General features: G+C 37.4%; 17 protein-coding genes and 4 pseudogenes. 13 read left to right on the plus strand and 8 right to left on the minus strand.

The window, feature by feature from the left end:
* Nucleotides 1–171: 171 nt before the first annotated feature.
* From H1D32_RS07335 to H1D32_RS25320, 6 genes and pseudogenes are all read left to right on the plus strand, one after another.
* Entirely contained in the window at nt 172–351 is a 180-nt protein-coding gene (locus H1D32_RS07335; protein WP_261177625.1) for a S8 family serine peptidase, read from the plus strand.
* Nucleotides 348–3,926, plus strand: coding sequence for a S8 family serine peptidase (locus H1D32_RS07340; RefSeq protein ID WP_261177626.1), 3,579 nt, complete (start codon nt 348–350; stop codon nt 3,924–3,926). The genes H1D32_RS07335 and H1D32_RS07340 overlap by 4 nt, the downstream gene beginning before the upstream one ends.
* A gap of 83 nt (nt 3,927–4,009) precedes the next feature.
* Nucleotides 4,010–4,195, plus strand: coding sequence for a hypothetical protein (locus H1D32_RS07345; RefSeq protein ID WP_261177627.1), 186 nt, complete (start codon nt 4,010–4,012; stop codon nt 4,193–4,195).
* A 140-nt stretch (nt 4,196–4,335) separates the two neighbouring features.
* Complete coding sequence (locus H1D32_RS25315) at nt 4,336–4,623, plus strand: TcaA NTF2-like domain-containing protein (protein ID WP_396126162.1); 288 nt, start codon at nt 4,336–4,338, stop codon at nt 4,621–4,623.
* Between the two features lie 690 nt (nt 4,624–5,313).
* Nucleotides 5,314–6,336 (plus strand): Ig-like domain-containing protein, encoded by a 1,023-nt coding sequence (locus H1D32_RS07350; protein ID WP_261177628.1) that lies wholly within the window; start codon nt 5,314–5,316, stop codon nt 6,334–6,336.
* 317 nt (nt 6,337–6,653) lie between these two features.
* A pseudogene (locus tag H1D32_RS25320) lies at nt 6,654–7,072 on the plus strand (M15 family metallopeptidase).
* Between the two features lie 346 nt (nt 7,073–7,418).
* On the opposite strand, the pseudogene H1D32_RS25325 reads toward H1D32_RS25320, so the two are convergent.
* From H1D32_RS25325 to H1D32_RS07385, 5 genes and pseudogenes are all read right to left on the minus strand, one after another.
* Nucleotides 7,419–8,089: pseudogene (locus tag H1D32_RS25325) on the minus strand (Na+/H+ antiporter NhaC family protein).
* Entirely contained in the window at nt 8,041–8,808 is a 768-nt protein-coding gene (locus tag H1D32_RS07370; RefSeq protein ID WP_261177631.1) for a Na+/H+ antiporter NhaC family protein, read from the minus strand. Before H1D32_RS07370 ends, H1D32_RS25325 begins: the two are co-directional and overlap by 49 nt.
* A gap of 620 nt (nt 8,809–9,428) precedes the next feature.
* On the minus strand, nt 9,429–9,611 hold the full coding sequence (locus H1D32_RS07375; protein ID WP_261177632.1) for a YvrJ family protein: 183 nt from the start codon (nt 9,609–9,611) through the stop codon (nt 9,429–9,431).
* 77 nt (nt 9,612–9,688) lie between these two features.
* The gene (locus tag H1D32_RS07380; protein ID WP_261177633.1) at nt 9,689–9,904 is read right to left on the minus strand and encodes a DUF2922 domain-containing protein; all 216 of its coding nucleotides are present in this window, start codon (nt 9,902–9,904) and stop codon (nt 9,689–9,691) included.
* A 32-nt stretch (nt 9,905–9,936) separates the two neighbouring features.
* A complete protein-coding gene (locus H1D32_RS07385) occupies nt 9,937–10,155 on the minus strand; it encodes a DUF1659 domain-containing protein (protein ID WP_261177634.1) in 219 nt (72 codons plus the stop codon).
* A 367-nt stretch (nt 10,156–10,522) separates the two neighbouring features.
* Here H1D32_RS07385 and H1D32_RS07390 point away from each other — a divergent pair.
* Nucleotides 10,523–11,139 (plus strand): annotated as a pseudogene (locus tag H1D32_RS07390) (NUDIX hydrolase).
* A gap of 171 nt (nt 11,140–11,310) precedes the next feature.
* Here H1D32_RS07390 and H1D32_RS07395 read toward each other — a convergent pair.
* The 3 genes and pseudogenes from H1D32_RS07395 to H1D32_RS07405 form a co-directional block, all read right to left on the minus strand.
* Nucleotides 11,311–11,801: pseudogene (locus H1D32_RS07395) on the minus strand (hypothetical protein).
* A 158-nt stretch (nt 11,802–11,959) separates the two neighbouring features.
* Nucleotides 11,960–12,424: a spore coat protein GerQ gene (gene gerQ, locus H1D32_RS07400; RefSeq protein WP_261177635.1), complete on the minus strand. Its 465-nt coding sequence runs from the start codon at nt 12,422–12,424 to the stop codon at nt 11,960–11,962.
* Between the two features lie 100 nt (nt 12,425–12,524).
* Complete coding sequence (locus tag H1D32_RS07405) at nt 12,525–12,923, minus strand: cell wall hydrolase (protein ID WP_261177636.1); 399 nt, start codon at nt 12,921–12,923, stop codon at nt 12,525–12,527.
* 1,233 nt (nt 12,924–14,156) lie between these two features.
* Here H1D32_RS07405 and H1D32_RS07410 point away from each other — a divergent pair.
* The 6 genes from H1D32_RS07410 to H1D32_RS07430 all read left to right on the plus strand — a co-directional run bounded on the left by H1D32_RS07410 (nt 14,157) and on the right by H1D32_RS07430 (nt 19,722).
* On the plus strand, nt 14,157–14,927 hold the full coding sequence (locus tag H1D32_RS07410) for a DeoR/GlpR family DNA-binding transcription regulator (protein WP_261177637.1): 771 nt from the start codon (nt 14,157–14,159) through the stop codon (nt 14,925–14,927).
* Between the two features lie 135 nt (nt 14,928–15,062).
* Nucleotides 15,063–16,010 carry a sugar ABC transporter substrate-binding protein gene (locus H1D32_RS07415; protein ID WP_261177638.1) on the plus strand — a complete coding sequence of 316 codons (948 nt, stop codon included), beginning with the start codon at nt 15,063–15,065 and terminating at the stop codon, nt 16,008–16,010.
* Between the two features lie 159 nt (nt 16,011–16,169).
* Nucleotides 16,170–17,675: a sugar ABC transporter ATP-binding protein gene (locus H1D32_RS07420; RefSeq protein ID WP_261177836.1), complete on the plus strand. Its 1,506-nt coding sequence runs from the start codon at nt 16,170–16,172 to the stop codon at nt 17,673–17,675.
* Complete coding sequence (locus tag H1D32_RS07425) at nt 17,662–18,522, plus strand: ABC transporter permease subunit (RefSeq protein WP_314733372.1); 861 nt, start codon at nt 17,662–17,664, stop codon at nt 18,520–18,522. Before H1D32_RS07420 ends, H1D32_RS07425 begins: the two co-directional genes overlap by 14 nt.
* Nucleotides 18,503–18,676, plus strand: coding sequence for a hypothetical protein (locus tag H1D32_RS25640; RefSeq protein ID WP_314733373.1), 174 nt, complete (start codon nt 18,503–18,505; stop codon nt 18,674–18,676). Before H1D32_RS07425 ends, H1D32_RS25640 begins: the two co-directional genes overlap by 20 nt.
* 32 nt (nt 18,677–18,708) lie before the next feature.
* Nucleotides 18,709–19,722, plus strand: a complete 1,014-nt coding sequence (locus H1D32_RS07430) for a carbohydrate kinase family protein (protein ID WP_261177639.1) — start codon at nt 18,709–18,711, stop codon at nt 19,720–19,722.
* Nucleotide 19,723 lies beyond the last annotated feature (1 nt).

Genomic DNA, 19,723 nt, shown 5'->3' on the forward strand with positions numbered 1-19,723 from the left:
CAGATAAAAGCATTAGAGCGTGTATTTTTATTAAGGAACCAATATAATATTGCAGCGGCAAATATGAGTCTTGGTGGTGGGAGAAACTTCTCCCCTTGTAGTGGTGATGCGCGGTTGCGATCATAAATAACCTTAAATCAGTAGGAATTCCGACAGTCATTGCAGCGGGGAATGACGGATTTAAAGATTTCGATCAGCAGTCCCGCATGTGTTCCTGAGGCAATCAGTGTCGGGGCTACCACGAATAGTGATACAGTAGCTAGTTTCTCTAACAGTTCGTACTTTTTAACATTATTAGCTCCTGGAGCCCCTGTGTATTCATCTGTTCCTGGAGGTGGGTATCAATTTTGAATGGAACATCAATGGCTACGCCACAGGTTGCAGGTGGATTTGCAATTATCAAGCAAAAATACCCAAATGCGACAGTAGAACAATTACTTTCATACATCAGTGATAATGGAGTGAATATAAGAGATACAGCTAACAACATTACGAAACCGAGGCTAGATTTTTCATGGTTAGAGACAAGCTTACCAGCTCTAGACCAAGTCGCCAAACCTACTTGGAGTAATAATGTTGTTCACTGGAGCGGCGTCGTGAATGCGATTCAGTACGAGTTGAAATTATTTAAAAATAGCATTGAAGTTGATAGTTTTCGAGTAGGACAAAGTGTTCGACAGTTCGATTTAAGTTCGATGATGAATAGTTCTGGTATCTATACAGTAACAGTCCAAGCACTCGCAGATAATTTGTCTTTTAAAGATGGACCTGTATCCCTTCCATCTGATGGGGAAAATAAAGGTGTCGCCTATTTTGAGGATTTTGAAAACAATAATGGCAATTACTCAGTTGTAGGTGTTAATTCAACATGGCAATGGGGTGTACCAACGACAGGTCCGGGCCATGCGTTTTCAGGTACAAAAGCTTGGGGAACTAATTTAGGTGGCAATTATAGTGATCTCGAAAATAGTGCGATCGTATCACCGAACATAAACCTAAGTAATGTTAGCTCTCCGATTATGTTAACGTGGATGCAATATGCGGTTACTGAACTTGATTTTGATTACTTGAATGTTGATATTAGTAAAGATGGTGGCCAAACGTGGAACCGTATTTACAGAAATCATGGGCACATAAGTACAAGTTGGGAAGAACAATGGGATATATTAGACGCATCTTACGCCGTTTCTAACTTTAGAATAAGGTTTCATTTACAATCGGATATTGCGATTAATTTTTCCGGAATTTATATTGATAATATTATGATTACAGGGAGTACCCCTAGTTTAAGTCAAGTTCATAAGCCTACCTGGAACGGCGATGTAATTAACTGGAATGGGGTTGCTAATGCAGCACAATACGAATTGAAATTACTTAAAAATAGCATTGAGGTTGATACAATACGTGTAGGACCAAGTACTCGACAATATGATTTCAGTTCAAAATTAAGTAATCCAGGTGTTTATTCGGTAACAGTCCGTTCGATTAGCGATAACGTCAATTACCGAGATGGCGAGGTATCACTACCATCTGATCACAATCATAAAGGTGTTCTCTATTTTGAAGACTTTGAAAACAACAATGGTAGTTATACGGCTGGTGGAACAAATTCAACATGGCAATGGGGAATTCCGAGTAATGGACCACAATCTGCTTATTCTGGTACGAAGGTCTGGGCAACTAACTTACACGGTGATTATAGTAATTATGAAAATAGTTTCATAAATTCCCCCAACATTGATTTACATAATACTGGAAATTCAGCGATAAGTTTAAGTTGGATGCAATATGCAGTCACCGAACAACACTTTGACTTTATGAGTGTTCAAATTAGTAACAACGGTGGTCAAACGTGGGATTATATATATACAGACCACGGACATATAAGCACAGACTGGGAACAGCGAGAGCTAGAAATCCCATCTTCTTACGCAGTATCAAACTTTAAAGTGCGTTTTCTATTAGACACGGACGTCTCAGTTACTAATCCAGGAATTTATATTGATAATATTATGATAAGTGGAAATGTTTCGTTGCCTATCCTAGATCAAGTGCATACACCAACTTGGTTTGCTGACGTGATTAGGTGGAATGCTGTCGCGAACGCAAGTCAATACGAGTTAAAGTTATACAGAGGAACAACATTGGTAAACACTCAATTAGTCGGGGCGGGTGTTGAGCAATATAATTTTGCCTCACGGATGACGAGTCCTGGAGCATATACGGTAACTGTCCGAGCAATAGGAGATCAAGTAGATTATTTAGATGGTGAAGTATCATCGTCATCAGAAATAAATAGAAAATGGTTGACGTTAGCGAGGGTTTCAAAACCGACGTGGAACGGAGACGTCATAGGCTGGAATGCTGTCGCGAACGCAAGTCAATACGAGTTAAAGTTATACAGAGGAACAACATTGGTAAACACTCAATTAGTCGGGGCGGGTGTTGAGCAATATAATTTTGCCTCACGGATGACGAGTCCTGGAGCATATACGGTAACTGTCCGAGCAATAGGAGATCAAGTAGATTATTTAGATGGTGAAGTATCATCGTCATCAGAAATAAATAGAAAATGGTTGACGTTAGCGAGGGTTTCAAAACCGACGTGGAACGGAGACGTCATAGGCTGGAAAGTTGTCGCGAACGCAAGTCAATACGAGTTAAAGTTATACAAAGGAACAACATTGGTAAACACTCAATTAGTCGGGGCGGGTGTCGAGCAATATAATTTTGCCTCACGGATGACGAGTCCTGGAGCATATACGGTATCTGTTCGAGCAATAGGAGATCAAGTAGATTATTTAGATGGTGAAGTATCATTGTCATCAGAAATAAATAGAAAATGGGTGACGTTAGCGAGGGTTTCAAAACCGACCTGGAACGGAGACGTCATAGGCTGGAAAGTTGTCGCGAACGCAAGTCAATACGAGTTAAAATTATACAGAGGAACAACATTGGTAAACACTCAATTAGTCGGGGTGGATGTTGAGCAATATAATTTCGAATCACGGATGACGAGTCCTGGAGCATATACGGTAACTGTCCAAGCAATAGGAAATCAAGTAGATTATTTAGATGGTCAAGTATCATTGTCATCAGAAATAAATCGAAAATCGGTGACGTTAGCGAAGGTTTCAAAACCGACGTGGAACGGAGACGTCATAGGCTGGAATGCTGTCGCGAACGCAAGTCAATACGAGTTAAAGTTATACAGAGGAACAACATTGGTAAACACTCAATTAGTCGGGGTGGATGTTGAGCAATATAATTTCGAATCACGGATGACGAGTCCTGGAGCATATACGGTAACTGTCCAAGCAATAGGAGATCAAGTAGATTATTTAGATGGTGAAGTATCATTGTTATCAGAAATAAATCGAAAATGGGTGACGTTAGCCAGGGTTTCAAAACCGACGTGGAGCGGAGACGTCATAGGCTGGAATGCTGTCGCGAACGCAAGTCAATATGAGTTAAAGTTATACAGAGGAACAACATTGGTAAACACTCAATTAGTCGGGGCGGGTGTTGAGCAATATAATTTTGCCTCACGGATGACGAGTCCGGGAGCATATACGGTAACCGTTCGAGCGATAGGTGATGGTACGAATTATAAGAATGGAGCCGTATCGTTACGTTCTAATGAAAAACGAAAAGTAGTTACACTAGGCAAAGTACAAAAACCGACCTGGAGCGGTGATGTAATTAAGTGGAAGAGTGTAGCCAATACAAAACAATACGAATTGAAATTATACAGAGGTTCAACATTAGTTGCGACTCAACAAGTAAAGTCAACAGTTATACAATACAATTTCGCCTCAAAAATGACGAGACCTGGAGTGTACACGGTAACCGTTCGAGCGATCGGTGATGGTACGAATTATAAGAATGGAGCCGTATCGTTACGTTCTAATGAAAACGAAAAGTAGTTACACTAGGAAAAGTACAAAAACCGACCTGGAGCGGTGATGTAATCAAGTGGAAGAGTGTAGCCAATGCAAAACAATACGAATTGAAATTATACAGAGGTTCAACATTAGTTGCGACTCAACAAGTAAAGTCAACAGTTGTGCAATACAATTTTGCCTCAAAAATGACGAGACCTGGAGTGTACACGGTAACCGTTCGAGCGATCGGTGATGGTACGAATTATAAGAATGGAGCCGTATCGTTACGTTCTAACGAAAAGAAGAAATAGCAAATTCGGGTGATCATCGAATATGTGTTTCACAGAGTAATAGAAAAGGAGCTACAATCATTTTACTTAGGTAAAGTGGTCCCTATATCAAGGACACTCTGAAAAAAAGGCCTTAAAAAAAGCAGTTCTTCAAGCATGCTATTAATTATAACTCTTTTTCTAATGTTGCTCCTTTTCTACTGTTAAATAGTGAACTATATAAAAGCCAAGAGGCTTTAGTAACTAGTTACTACGTAAGGGGATTAGAACAAGAAATCCTTAATTTTAATATAATTAAAGTAGAAGAACTGGGTCCCGGAGAGGCAAGAATCAAAGTTTCGGAGACAATCGGTATATATGTTGATTACGAGTACCGAGAAGAAACTTTCAAATGGTGGTACTATGCAAGAAATCTAACTAAATGTAAAGAGGCTCCAGATAGTCATTGAAATTGACTACCTGGAGCCTCTTTTTATACATTTAATGTAAGAACTTAGCCTACATAAAAAATAAAATCATCGGTACCTTTAATCTCAGGCTCTAACCAACCCGAAGTTTGTCAGAGTGTGACGAAAGAATTGTAAAGAAATAGTGATCTACTTTTTATTAAACGCTTGATTAATTTTTCAAGCGGTAATAGGCGTGGGGACGGTTCTGCTGCTTCCTATGAGATGAATTAGCAGAGCTATTTTCAAAATGAGAGTATTATTTTAGACTTACTAATACTTGATTTTGTGCCTCACCGATTACATAAGCATGAGCCACTGCAAAATCGTAATGTTTGAAATGAAGTACCTAGAGGCATGGCTTAGCTCGAAAGGTTATACAAGAGTGGCATAACGGACTGAATTGTGGCTGTCACCAAACTGAAATTTTGTCGGTAAAGGTTTATTTAAAAAGATTGGTAGCTAAAAGTACAAACGTTTGGTGTGATTAAGTAGCAACATATAAAGCTGATGGGCGGTTGACCATTTCCAAAAGGGAGGTGGTAGTAATGGGAACTTATAAAGGTAGTAAAATATGGCGATTTAACAAACTTTTAACTTTTTTAAAATAATAAACTCTTAGAACAGATGGGAACATTTATGGAAAAGTCCTATAATAGAATAATAGTATGCAAAATTATAGGAGTGAATTTATTGAAAAAGATTGTAAGTGCCATTATATTTATTCTTTTTTTAACACTGCTCAAAAGTAATGTAACGCTTGCCGAAGGAGCAATTCTTACATCTGGTGTCTCTCAAAAGGTAGAATTAAGTAGCGATACACATACCTATCAATTTACAACGAATCAATTCGGTAATGCTACCATTTTATTAGATAATACAACAGGTGGCTTTTCAATGTATCTGTTTGATAGTAAAGGGAATAACTTAGGTGGCTCAGACACGGATTTTGCTGGAGAAACAATAGTAATTGAAACAGCGCTAGCAAAAGGAACATATCATATAAGGATAAGCCCTCATAATTGGGATGAAATCACTAGTGCAAAGTATAGATTAAAAGCTAGTTTTGTAGACAAAACGCCTACTGTAAATCCACTATACAATAACCATACTCGTGTTACTGGAAATGCAGTATCTAATACAAAGGTTTATGCGGTGGTAGGCAAAGAGACAATTGGTGAAACAACTGCTAAAAACGGCAAATACAGTATTATAATCCCTGCCCAAAAAGCAGGAACTAAAATTGGTGTTTATACTGTAGATGGTGCTGGAAATATAAGTTCAACTAAGAGTACCAAAGTGATCAATTCTTCAATTCAAACAGTTTCTACTAATTATAATAAGATTAAAATTACTTGGGCACGGGTCCCTGGTGCAGATGGATATGATATCTATCGAAGCACTACTAGTGACGGAAAGTATAGTAGAGTTGGAACAGTAACAAAGGGTACAACGACTAGTTTTACAAATAGTGGAGTTACCACAGGAAAAAAGTATTTTTACCGAGTTAGAGCTTATCGAATAATTGATGAAAAAAAAGTATATAGTTCTTACACGAAACATAAAAGCGGTAAAGCATTACCCACGACCCCTACGAATATGAAGACTAACAATATTACTACATCTACTGCAACATTATCATGGAAAAAAGTAACGGGAGCAGATGGGTATGAAGTTTATCGTGCTAACACAAAGAATGGAACATTTAGAAAATAGGTACCCTTACTAAAGGCAGCACATTGAACTTTACGAATAAGAACCTAACTACTGGAAAAACATATCACTACAAAGTTAGAGCATTTCGAACAGTGAATGGAAAAAAGGTATACAGTATATTTTCTGATATATTAAAACAAAAAATTCCATATCCAGTTGTTAATCGAAGTCTTGAAACACTTAGATTAGTAGATAAACAGAACGGGTTACCAAAAGATTTTGTTCCAAAAGACTTAATCACTCCAAATGTAAGATTTTCCACAAGTGTAGCGGAAAGAAGAAAAATGACAAGGGAAGCTGGACGTGCGTTAGAGAAAATGTTTCGTGATGCAAACAAAGCTGGGATCGTTTTATATGCACAATCAGGATACCGGTCATACGCAACACAACAATCTATTTATCAAAGCTATGTAAAAAGGTACGGACAAAATGAAACTGACAAATTTAGTGCCAGACCTGGACATAGTGAACATCAAACAGGACTAGCGATGGATATCACTAGTAAAAGTGTAAACTTCAATTTAACCGAAAAGTTTGCCGAAACAAAGAAGGAAAATGGTTAATTAAAAACGCATCAAAATACGGGTTTATTATGAGCTATCCAAAAGGAAAGACCCATCTTACTGGCTACATGTACGAGCCGTGGCACTACCGCTATGTAGGGGAAGAACACGCATTATTTATCGATAAAAACAACCTTACACTGAAAGAGTATCTGGATAAGTATGGGAAGTAGCGTATGGAAGCGTGGGGACGGTTCTGGTGCTTCCTAATGGATGGTCACCACAAATATGCTAAAACAAAAGCAACCAGGTATTGGGTTTCTAAATCCCGTACCTGGTTGCTTTTTTAGTATTAGCAAATATTAACTCTGTCTAGCTCCAGACGCCCTCTGCTCCTGCGGTTACTCGTCGCAAACAAAACCTTATGCTCCCTGCGGTTACTCGTCGCAAAAAACTTTGCTCCTACGGTTACAAAAACAGTTGGGTCGAACCGTAGCCACAACCTCTACTAGAGAAAATAGAGGTTTGGGTACCCGGGTATTAAATGAAATTAACCAAGAATAAGCCACTATCACTGGATTAAGCAACGTTTCTTTTAATACTCGCGATATTATTCTTAGAGAAGCTTACTCCAGTAAAACCATAAACAATTGTAATCAATGGACAAAGTAAACAGAAAAATACAAAGGGAAAGTAGGAAAGAACTGGTACTCCTAGAACACTTGACATAAAGACGCCACTTACCCCATAGGGAATTAACGGATTAATAACGGTTCCACCTGACTCTAACACTTTTGAAAGTTGTTTACCCGAATATCCCATTTCTCTATAGCGTTTCTCAAATGCTTCTCCTGTTAAAATAATAGACATATATTGTTCGCCAAGGCTTACATTAATACCAATTCCTGAACAAACGGTAGAAAGAACAAGTCTTCCTGTTGTTTTACTGTTCCTTGTATCGATTCAATTAACCTCTCAATCACTCCAAGAACAGACAACAAGCCTCCCATACTTAGTGTTAATAGAAGAAGAGATACAGCCCACATCATGCTTTGGATACCACCGCGGTCAAGAATTTTAGCTATTTCTTCATTTTCTGCTCCTGATATATACCCATTTTGAATGAGATTCATCCAGTCTGCTATCATTATATCTCCTCGTAGAATGATAGATGTTGCTAAACCTACTACAATACCAAGAATCATTGTTGGTATTGCTGATTTTTCATGATTGCCATAACGATGATACATACAGCAGGTAGTAATGCAAAGGGATGAACGATAGCCGCTTCTTGTAAGGAAGTAAGCATTTCCTCCATTCTTTCAGGATGAACAGTTGTGTTTGTACGTCCAATGATAATAAATAAGATAAGTGAGATTGCAAAAGCAGGAATTCCAACCCACAACATATGACGAATATGTTCAAATAAATCAGATTTGGCGATAGATGATGCGAGATTTGTTGTATCGGATAATGGAGACAACTTATCGCCAACTAAAGCACCAGAAATAACAGCTCCTGCTACCATAGCTAAAGGAATACCTAGAATACTTCCTACGGCCATAAACGCAACTCCGATGGTAGAGACTGTTGTAAATGCACTTCCTATGGATATTCCAACGATAGCCGTTGCGATGAAGGCACTTGGTAAGAAATAATCAGTTGAAACAAGTTGAAAACTATACGCTATCAACGTAGGAATCGTTCCCGAATCAATCCAGACAGCAATAAGTACCCCAATTAGCATGAATATCATAATTGGCACGATACCTGATTTTATTCCTTTAATAATGCCATCTTCCAAAGTAGACCATGGTAGACGTTTTATTAGTCCATACCCAATAATAAAAATAATGACTATGAAAATCGGAACATGCGGATGTGCGCCGTAGTGAATTAACGAAACCCCGATCACACTTAAAATAACCCCAACAATAAGGAGAGCTTCCCATCCTCTTAATTTAATCATTTCTCTTCTTCCTTCCTAACCATCGTAAAAAATTTCTTAAACAACTTTAAGTTCGTTCATACAGCTAAAGATAGTTAAAACTATTACAATTTCACTGAGGTACTAAAACGCTTAAACGCTTTTAAGTGTTAAAGTAAAACGTATATAAAACTATAAAGGGGTTTTTAATAGAAGTCAATAAAATTAAAGCACGGGGACGGTTCTCGTGCTTCCCAACCGGTTGAACACTGAATCTAGTAAGAGTGAATTATAACAGCCTCATAGTGAAAGAGAGTAGCGATCTAGTTTTTTTATGCTTGATTAATTTTATTGAACGTTTCAAAAGAAGTAGGGAATTCAGTTATTAATCAAACGTTTGATTAATTTCCACACGACATATAAGCGGAAAATAGTTTGGGCAGAATTAATTAATCGTTTGATTAATTTATACACCACAAAATGGCCTTTACTATTCTAGTGTTAGCCAACTGCTAGCGCTTCTATTGCAGCAACTAGCTTTCGATTTTCAATGAAGCGCGTTGAACCACGGCGACGGGTTCTCGTGCTTCCTAAGGGATGAGCTATCCTAATGAATACAAGAAACAAGGTATAGGACTCTTAATCCTATACCTGTTTTTTTGTTATGCCTTAATTTTAAACTGTTTCCTTGTTTCTTCACAAAGCATGTTGCTTTGTAAGATCATTGCTAATTTGTTTACGGATTCGTTTAGAAGATCGAGCTTTGCTTCAATCCGGTAGAGTAAATACAACGTAACCACCACTGGGAACCCGTATTCACTGATAAGGGGAAGCCACATTTCCATCTTCATTGCCTCCTTTCATATTAGGTTTTTAATGAAGAAGACCCCGACTAGAAAAATGGTCGGGGCTTCTAATATAACTAGATTTGGATATCAGACACGTTGCGCTCGACAATTCTAGCTGCATGCTTGCTCACTAGTGCGCCTCCCGATGAAATAAATGCGTTCTCAGCAATGACTTGTTCCATAACCTGCGCCACTAATGCTGGGTTAACTGGTTCAAAAGGGTTGTCCAACGATAGGACCACATTCTTTCCGGCTTCATTTTTGAAAATTAGTTCAATTTTTTTCGCCATCTTACATCACCTCCGATCGTTTTGCTATTTTGTTAGATTAGTTGAAGATATTGTACTGATTGTTTCGTGTGATCGTTTCTAGGGTGTACTGTTTGTAGTGAAGCGAGTGCTTGAGCCGCGCGCTTCAGTTGTTCGCTTGTGGCTGTGTTGTCAACATTCGGGAAGGTTTTCGTTTTGAAGATTTCTTTACCCTCACCATCAACACCGCCATAGAAATGTAAAGTTAAACGTGTTTGTAAGATGTTTTCCATGCTTATCACCTCCTTCACTATATAAATACACCGAAAAGTGAAAAAGGGGGACAAGGGATTCAAAGCAAGCAAAAGAACCGTAACCCTGCTAATTACAGTCCAAAGAATGACAGACTGTTTACCATCTCAGTCCTTCTGTTGTAAAAGATATATAACCATAGTTTTGAGAATCTATAATGATAAAAAACTAATATAAGTTTTTAAATACATGAAACATTTTGAAATTTAGACCGTACATATTCGGGTGCCTTACTCCAAGAAAAAAGTGTGACATTCTGCAGTATAACTTAACATAATAAGATTCTTTTTAAGTTCTTAAATGCATTATGGTAATATTTGGATATATTGAATTGGTAGGTGATTAAAGGTGGAAGCTAAATGGCTTGATTGGGCAAAACAACTACAATCTATTGCACAGGCAGGATTAACATATTCGAAAGATATTTATGACCTTGAAAGATTTGAATTGATAAGAAAAATAAGTATTGAAATATTGTCACAACAAACGGATATGGATAAAACAAAAATAAAAGAGTTATTTGCCAATGAAACTGGCTATGCAACTCCGAAGATTGATATTAGGGCAGTTGTTTTTAAGGATAATAAAATTTTAATGGTAAGAGAAAATACTGACGGTGATTGGTCTTTACCTGGTGGTTGGGGTGACGTAGGCTTATCTCCAAGTGAAGTTGCAATAAAAGAAGTGAAGGAAGAATCAGGGTTTGACGTAAAGGCAGTCAAATTGATTGGTGTACTTGATAAAAAATGTCATCCACACCCTCCTTCGCCATATCCTGTTTACAAGATGTTTATCCAATGCGAAATCATTGGTGGGCAGCCCCGAAAGGAATTGAAACGAGTGCAGTTGAGTTCTTTGCTGAAGATAACTTACCATCCTTATCGATAGCAAGAAATACAGAATCACAAATTAAATTGGCTTTTAAGCATTTGCATAATCCACAAGAAATAGTATATTTTGATTGATTTTTTTCATTCGAATGCTTTAGTGGAACAACAGGAACAGTCAAAAGAATGGTTGTTCCTGTTTACTTTTCTTCAACTCTTGAAGAAGAAGAGTTGAAGAAGGGATTTATTACAAGTGATGTTATATTAATCATTATTAGTAACAAGAATTTTCAATGAAATGTCTCGTCTCTAACACCAAACTATTATTTTATAGGGGATAGTTTTGGCAGGGATACTTTTTGTAGCAGCGCCATAGATAACGATTAAATTTCGATTTGTAAGGATACTTGAAAAGGGTTGCCCATTTGGTAAGACTATTTGGGTATATGGAGATATATTTAACTGTAATTGTCCGTCTTTACTCGTCAACTGACTATCAAAATAATCTACTTTTACATTTAGATTAGGTAAAAGTTTTACCATTACAAGTGCTTGATATTGTGGAGGGTATATCAAAGGAACCGGTGCATTTCCATCATAGTATCCAGTTATTTTATCTCCTACAGATACCACTAGATGATTTACAAAGAAAGTTGTAGGTGAAATAACGAAATTTACTATTGTTCCCAATTCATTTTCGACGGTCATTATTTTATAACAACCTTCTCCTTCGCTATTTTGTCCCGTAAAAAATCACTTATCATGGTAACGGTCCCTTGAAAAGAATAAAAATTTATCATATTAACTTAAACCTCCATTTAGGAAGCGTGGGGACGGTTCTGCTGCTTCATTGATTTCTAGTTTTCTATATTAGGAAGCGCCAGAACCGTCCCCGCGCTTCCTCGGTCAGAACTAAAAACCCGCTTAATTGACAGCGGGCTTTAAGCGTTCTTCAACATCAGTCCGATGTATCCAAGGTCGCCTGGATAGCCGGACTAATTTCGGTATGAGGATAGTTAATTCGTTCTCCAAATTCTACCCAGTCGAGATTTGCCATCATCAATAGGTAGCGTTTACCGCTAGCCGGGTCGCTAATGATGATATGGTCACGGCCAGCCGTTTCAATGCGGCCGCGGTATACCCTTGCATTCCATTCATTGTTACCTTGATAAGTAAAATAGAATGTACCAATCTTACCTTTGTTGAAGCGCAGGATATTTTCGATAAACGATTCTTCCACCCTGCCTGTCGGTAACTGCTGCCCAGTCCCAATTGGCATCACTGGCACTGAATAAGCGGGACCAGAAGGCATACCCGCCGGGAAGTTCCAAGGTTGTTGTGTGGCACCGTTGTGCATCATGGTATCTGAATAAAAACTAGGGGAATAGTTCATTGGATAATAACTAGAGTTTCCGCAAGTCATGAAAAGCTCATCTCCTTATTATTTTATCTATAAAATTCAGGGCAGTAGCCCGGTACACCGACATAGAAGCAATGATTTTTGTGCGCAAATTCGAACTGTGTCATGGGTGATCTTGGCATCGTCGGGGTACAAGGATCGCGGAATGCTTGCCCTGGACTCGGATTAAAAACCACAGACTCTGTCTGGCTCGAGGACTCCTATGACCATTTAATAAATTCCTAGCCCTTTGGAGGTCTTCTTCATTCGGACGCTGTGTATACAATGTTCCATTTAAAACAGGCTCAAAGTGAGGAATTCCAGTTCCTGGTATGGTTTGATAGATGACATGATTGATAGTGCGAAGATTTCTGAAGTCCGGTTCACAGTCTGCCTCGACCCGATTAGCCACAACCGTTCCTACATAATCCATCCCTTCGGCTCCCTCACCGATCGCCTCCGCTAACATGAGCCTTGCTAAATGCTCGACATCACGTTCAGTATGATTTATACGTCTACCCATTTTTCTCACCCCCTTTTGCCTATACAAGTAATTTATTGCTTGAAGTTAGTTTTGGTGACTTGCCTATGCGCCCAACTTAAGAAGCGCGGGGAAGCATGGGGACGGTTCTGGTGCTTCCTATTGGGTAATAACGAGGAAGCGTGGGGACGGTTCTAATGCTTCCTAATAGATAAATAACCACAGGAGGTATCCTAATGAATGCAAAAGCAACCAGGCATAGGACTCTAGACCCTATACCTGGTTGCTTTTGTTATTCTTTATATTTGAATTGTTTCTTTGTCTCTTCACCGAGCTTGGAGACGGGGCAAAGCAGAGTGACGGTTCTGTTGCTTCCAAAGAAAGCAACAGAACCGTCACTCTGCTAGAAAAAACATTCTTTATATTAATATTTAAGTAGAGGTGGAGCTTGACACACTTTTACCACCGGGTAATGAATCGGTCACTATAACAACCAGAAATTAAAATAGAATGATAGTTGAGAGAACGATATTTTTGAGTAATTTAGCGGTAACACATAAAGCGGATGGGAGGTTGGGACCTTCCGAAGGAAGGTGGCCATCAGGGTGACTTTTGAAGCAGTGAGCATGGCAATTTAACTATGTATGTTATTTATTTATAATAAACAAAAAAGCAATTCTTGCAATTATCACACCTCTCACCGTCAGAAAAGAGAAATAACAGCCCATATAAAATGTAGCCAATAGAAAACCTTTAGGAAAGGTTCTGGCTACTTTTTTTACGACAATGGATTTGCGTTTATTTCTGCTATTAAACATCAATATTAAAAGGTCAGCCATAATCGTCATGTAGTTGAAATGGTTGAGCGTATCACTTACACACCGGATTTCAGGATGAGAAAGCCATTAAACTTCTTTAAATCTTTTTTACTTCTAATTCTTGGATGGAAGCATGAGAACCGTCCCCATGCTTCTCCATCTCCTACAAAAGTATCGACAATAGCACTAATTTTGTATGTGATCAAATTAACAAATGTTTATTAGTAACATTTTGTTAATTAGTAGGAAAATGAAAAAAAGGCGAATTATGTAATAAAAAGGAATAAAATGAGGAAAAAAGTGGAAAAGTAAGTGTTTACATTATAGTATGAACGAGTTAGTATTGTTTGTAACGAACATCTAAATGTTAGTACTTTAACTTTTTGCTTCATTTAATAATCTGGATTTCCAAGTAGTTATCTGTTAACCATAACCTTTACCTAGGGAGAGAATATAAATGGAATCGCTACATCACATAAATGAGAGACAGGATCGGATTTATAGAGAGTTAGTAAATAAAGGTGAGGTAAGAATTAGTGACCTAACTGTAAAGTTTGGTGTAGTTGAAATGACAATTAGACGTGATTTTGAAAAGATGGAGAAACTTGGTCTATTAAAAAGAACTTACGGAGGGGCAATCCCTATAACAGATTATTATCCTGAATTGAATGAGCGTGAAGGGTTAAATTCAAGCGCAAAAAGTTTGATAGGTAAGAAGGCAGCGGAGTTTGTAAAAAATGGAGATGCGATATTTGTTGATGCTGGAACGACTACTCCATATTTAGTTAAAAACTTACCTCGTGAGATGGAATTAATAGTAGTTACAAATGCTATAAATGTAGCAACGCAAATACAAGGAGTTAATAAAGAAAAGATCGTTATTGGAGGGATTTTAAGGGATGCAACTTCTTCCCTAGTAGGGCCATTAGCAGAAGCGTGTCTCGAGAATTTATCGTTCAATAGGGTATTCCTATCTGCATCTGGTTTTACCCTCGAACAAGGATTTAGTAATGCGAATGGTTTCGAAGTCCAAATAAAAAAGCTAGTGATGAGAAATTCTAAAGAAGTTAATTTTCTCATTGATCATAGTAAACTAGGTAATCAATTCCTACACAAAATAGCTAATTTGGATGGAAGTGTAAATCGAATTATTACTGATAAAGAACTCCCAAAAGAGTATCGGAAAATTATAGAGGAACAGGGTATCGAGATTGTCATATGTAGTTAATAGAATTCAGTTCAGATATTATCCCTAAGATTACTAGTATCAATTTATAAATGGTACATAAAGAAATAAGGTGGATATTAAATCACAAAAGTGATTTTAATATAAAAAAATAATAGACTGAAAGGGGCATTACTAATGAAGAAAGCAATCGTTTTTCTACTAGTTACATTGTTAACCTTTGGTTTAGCTGCATGTAACAACAATGAAGGGGCAAGTGGTGAAGGTGAAGGTGGTTACAAATTTGGTTACACATCTATGACCCAGAACAACCCATTTTTTCAAGTGTTAGAAGAAGCAGTGCGCGAAAGTGTTGAGGCAAATGGAGATACTTTAATTACAATGAATCCGGCTATGGATGTAGAATTGCAAATTAATCAAATTGAAGATCTTATCACCCAAGGAATTGATGCAATTTTCTTAAACCCGGTGGATTGGGAAGGTATTAGACCAGCCCTAGTTATGTTAGAAGAAGCGGGAATCCCAATTATTAACTACGATACAGAAGTTAAAGATTTTGATTATGTTACCGCTTACGTTGGTTCCGATAACAAAAATGCAGGAAGAGTTGCTGGTGAGGACTTAGTTAAAAGATACCCGAATGGTGGGAAAATTGTCATTTTAGACAGCCCAACGATGAATTCGATTAATGACCGAATTGATGGCTTTTTAGAAGCTATTGAAGGTAAAGGCTTTGAAATAGTTGCGCAACAAGATGCTAAAGGTGATTTAGAAACGGCATTAAATTTAACAGAAGATATCCTTCAAGCACACTCAGGTATTATTGCTATCATGGGTGGAAATGATCCGACAGCATTAGGTGCATTAGCAGCACTTAAGGCAGCAAATATTTCTGACATCATAGTTTATGGAGTAGACGGATCTCCAGATGCTAAAGCTGAAATTGCTACAGGTGGAGCGTTTGTTGGTTCTGGTGCACAATCGCCTATTTCAATTGGAAAGCAATCAGTAGAGGTAGCTTATAAGATTCTTAAAGGAGAAGATTTCACATTTAGAACTCCTGTAGAAACCTTCTTAATCAACCAAGATAACGTAAATCAATATGGTACAGACGGATGGCAGTAAGCAATAAATAGCATTGTTTAATTATGCAGGTGACTTAACGGAAAAAAATGACCTCTTTTAAGTGTACATAAAGATATTTATAAGCAGTTTTTATTATATCTTTCACACATGAGGCCTTTGAATGTTATGTCACCTCTTTTATTTAGTGGGGTGTATAAAATGGATAGCAAACTACTAGAAATGAAAAAAGTAAATAAGAGATTCCCTGGAGTCCATGCATTGAAAGATGTCAATTTTGAATTGGAAAGTGGTGAAGTTCATGCCCTTCTAGGTGAGAATGGTGCAGGCAAATCCACATTAATGAAAATTCTTGGTGGTATTTATAGCATCGATGAAGGTGAAATATTTATTAATAACAATAAAATTGAAATCAACGATGTTAAAATAGCTCAAAATTTAGGTGTTAGTGTCATCCACCAGGAAATTGTCCTAGTTCCCTATTTATCAATAGCTGAAAATATCTTTCTAGGTAGGGAAGATGTTACAAAGGCAGGATTAATTGATGAAAAATCCATGTATAAAAAGGCTCAAAAATTTCTAGAAGACTTTGGTTTACAGTTAGATGCTAGGACCCCTATTAAAAAACTTACTGTTGCTCAACAACAGATGATTGAAATCATAAAGGCGGTTTCCTTTAATTCAAAGATCATTATTATGGATGAGCCAACTTCTTCATTAACTGAAAAAGAAGTGGATTTTCTATTTAACACTATTAGGAAGCTGAAGAAACAAGGGGTAGGCATTGTGTATATCTCCCACAGAATGAATGAATTATTTGAAATTACTGATAGGATAACCGTTATGCGAGATGGTACTTATATAGGAACAGTTACGACCAAGGAAACAACATATGACAAACTAATCTCAATGATGGTAGGTAGATCCCTAACAAATTATTATGTAAGAGATTATGTTGAAAACGGAAAGACCGTAATGGAAGTAAAGAACTTAACTAAAAAAGGTGTACTAGATAATATAAGTTTTGAACTAAAAAAAGGAGAGATCCTTGGTTTTGCAGGATTGGTTGGTGCGGGTAGATCTGAGTTAATGAAGTGCATATTTGGCTTAGATTTATTTGAAAAAGGTGATATTTATGTAAATGATGTTAAAGCCAATATTAAAAATCCGAACGATGCAATTAAAAACAGAATTGCATATGTGACAGAGAACAGAAAAGAAGAGGGATTATTTTTAATAAGATCAGTAGAGTACAATTTAACCATAAAAATCCTTCAAGATTTCATGAAATTCTTTAGGGTCAATCATAAATATGAGCGAAAAGTGACGAATGAATTTATAAACGATCTTTCTATTAAAACTCCATCTCCCGATCAAATTGTAAAAAATTTAAGTGGTGGAAATCAACAAAAAGTATTGATTTCAAGATGGCTGGCGACCAACCCTAAAGTATTGATCCTCGATGAACCAACACGCGGGGTAGATGTAGGGGCAAAAGCAGAAATTTACTCTATTATGAATCGATTAGTAAAAGAGGGTGTCTCTATTATCATGATTTCCTCAGAATTACCTGAGGTAATAAATATGAGTGATAGAATTGCTGTTATGTCCAATGGAAGAATACAAGCAATTTTAAATAAAGAAGAATTTAACCAAGAAACGATTATGCATTACGCTACCGGAGGGGATAAACTTGGCGCAAGTTAATTTAAATGAACCAAAAAGGGCTAATAACTTCTTTGGAAATCTCGCAATTGATTTGGCGTATGGAACAAAGAGTTTTATACGTGATAATTTGGGGATTATTATCGGTTTACTAGTCCTATGTATCGTTATATCCATTATAAATCCAACCTTTTTAACGTCTAATAATCTATTAAATGTTTTAAGACAAACATCTACCAATCTATACTTAGCTTTAGCAATGACGATGATCATCATACTTGGAGGGATTGACCTTTCTGTCGGGTCCATAATGGCCGTTACTGGGGTTATTACAACACTTTTTATTGCCACTTTTGGTGCTCCTGTTTGGGTAGCGGTTTCTATGGGGTTGTTAGTGGGGATGTTATTCGGAGCACTGAATGGCTACGTAGTAGCAACTACAATTATCCCACCATTTATTGTCACCCTTGCAACCATGAATATTGCTCGCGGAGCTGCCTATGTCATAACCGATGGAAAGCCAGTCCGAGTTATGTCTGATGAATTTAACTTTATCGGTTCAGGGTATCTCGGTGGTGTTATACCGATGCCGGTCGTATATTTAGTCATTTTATTAATTATCTGTTATTTAATCATGAATAAAACAAAACTAGGAAGATACATGTATGCTGTTGGTGGTAACGCTGAAGCAGCTAAATTCTCTGGAATTAACATAAAAAAAATTAAATTCTTTGCGTATACTTTCAGTGGGTTAATGGCAGCTATTGCAGGTATCGTCCTTGCTTCGCGGATGTTTTCAGGTCAGCCTACTGCTGGGAACGCTGCAGAGCTAGACGCCATTGCAGCGGTTTGTACTAGGTGGTACAAGTATGAGCGGGGGCTACGGTAGAATTGGTGGCACCGTTATAGGCGCACTTATTATAGGTGTATTGAGTAATGGTTTGAACTTAATGGGAGTAAGCTCGTTTTGGCAATACATTGTAAAAGGTGTTGTTATCTTAGTAGCCGTTTATGCTGATGTTATTAAACGGAGAACTGCATAGTACCCTTAGTGAATTGACAAGGTAGGTGGCACATGTTGAGAACGGGAATAGCAATAGCAGGAACCATTGCAGTAGATGAAATTAAAAGAGTAGAAAAATATCCAAACAAATCAGAATTAACATCAATCAATAGTATAGGAAGAGCGATGGGGGGGGCCGTTTCCAATTGTTCTGTAACGTTAGCAAAAATTGATCCTAGTTTACCAATTGAAGCTATTTCTTTAGTTGGAAACGACGATAAAGGGGAGTTTCTTAGAAAAAAGCTTGGCGAATATAAAAATATTAAATTAACACAATTAAAGACGATAGGCGAAACTCCCTTTACAGATGTTATTATGGACAACGATAGCAGGACCTTTTTATATTATCGGGGAAACTCACATCTTTTCAATGAAAATGTGATCGATTTTAACGGGCTAGATGCGGAAATCTTACACATTGCTTATATTTTATTATTAGAATCCTTAGATAAAGAAGATGCAAAATATGGTACGAAGATGGCAAAGGTCTTAAAAACTGCCCAGGAATATGGCATTAAGACCTCCATTGATATCGTAAGTGAAAATTCTGATCGTTATCAAAAAATAGTTCCACCTAGTTTAAAATATACAAATTATTGCATTATTAATGAAATCGAGGCTGGCAAAAGTGTAGGGGTAAACTTAAGGGAAGCTAATGGTAGTTTAATCAAAGAGAATATAAGAACAGTATTAAAGAGGTTAAAAGAATTAGGAGTTAAAGACTGGGTTGTTATCCATTGTCCAGAAGGAAGCTTTGGTATGGATGATGAAAACGTTTATAGTATTCCATCATTATTATTAGATAGTAAATTAATTAAAGGTACGGTAGGTGCTGGAGATGCTTATGTTTCAGGTGTACTTTATGGGGCTATAAAAGGATTAGACCTTCCAAGTTCGATGAAGTTAGGGACTGCTGCTGCTGCATCCTCGTTATTTGAAGAAGGAAGCACTTCAGGTGTAAAAAGCTATGAGGAACTACAAGAAATGCTCATACAATATCCAACTAGAGAAGAAATACTAATCTAAC

The organism is Anaerobacillus sp. CMMVII, from assembly GCF_025377685.1.
Classification (GTDB): domain Bacteria; phylum Bacillota; class Bacilli; order Bacillales; family Anaerobacillaceae; genus Anaerobacillus.

What these genes read in the sequence shown, in the direction of transcription:
- H1D32_RS07405 (WP_261177636.1), bottom strand. Translation starts at nt 12,923, where the DNA reads ATGGGTAGACGTATAAATCATACTGAACGTGATGTCGAGCATTTAGCA.
- H1D32_RS07420 (WP_261177836.1), top strand. Translation starts at nt 16,170, where the DNA reads ATGGATAGCAAACTACTAGAAATGAAAAAAGTAAATAAGAGATTCCCT.
- H1D32_RS07415 (WP_261177638.1), top strand. Translation starts at nt 15,063, where the DNA reads ATGAAGAAAGCAATCGTTTTTCTACTAGTTACATTGTTAACCTTTGGT.
- H1D32_RS07430 (WP_261177639.1), top strand. Translation starts at nt 18,709, where the DNA reads ATGTTGAGAACGGGAATAGCAATAGCAGGAACCATTGCAGTAGATGAA.
- H1D32_RS07375 (WP_261177632.1), bottom strand. Translation starts at nt 9,611, where the DNA reads ATGGAAATGTGGCTTCCCCTTATCAGTGAATACGGGTTCCCAGTGGTG.
- H1D32_RS07380 (WP_261177633.1), bottom strand. Translation starts at nt 9,904, where the DNA reads ATGGCGAAAAAAATTGAACTAATTTTCAAAAATGAAGCCGGAAAGAAT.
- H1D32_RS07335 (WP_261177625.1), top strand. Translation starts at nt 172, where the DNA reads ATGACGGATTTAAAGATTTCGATCAGCAGTCCCGCATGTGTTCCTGAG.
- H1D32_RS25640 (WP_314733373.1), top strand. Translation starts at nt 18,503, where the DNA reads ATGAGCGGGGGCTACGGTAGAATTGGTGGCACCGTTATAGGCGCACTT.
- H1D32_RS07370 (WP_261177631.1), bottom strand. Translation starts at nt 8,808, where the DNA reads ATGATTAAATTAAGAGGATGGGAAGCTCTCCTTATTGTTGGGGTTATT.
- gerQ (WP_261177635.1), bottom strand. Translation starts at nt 12,424, where the DNA reads ATGACTTGCGGAAACTCTAGTTATTATCCAATGAACTATTCCCCTAGT.
- H1D32_RS07410 (WP_261177637.1), top strand. Translation starts at nt 14,157, where the DNA reads ATGGAATCGCTACATCACATAAATGAGAGACAGGATCGGATTTATAGA.
- H1D32_RS07385 (WP_261177634.1), bottom strand. Translation starts at nt 10,155, where the DNA reads ATGGAAAACATCTTACAAACACGTTTAACTTTACATTTCTATGGCGGT.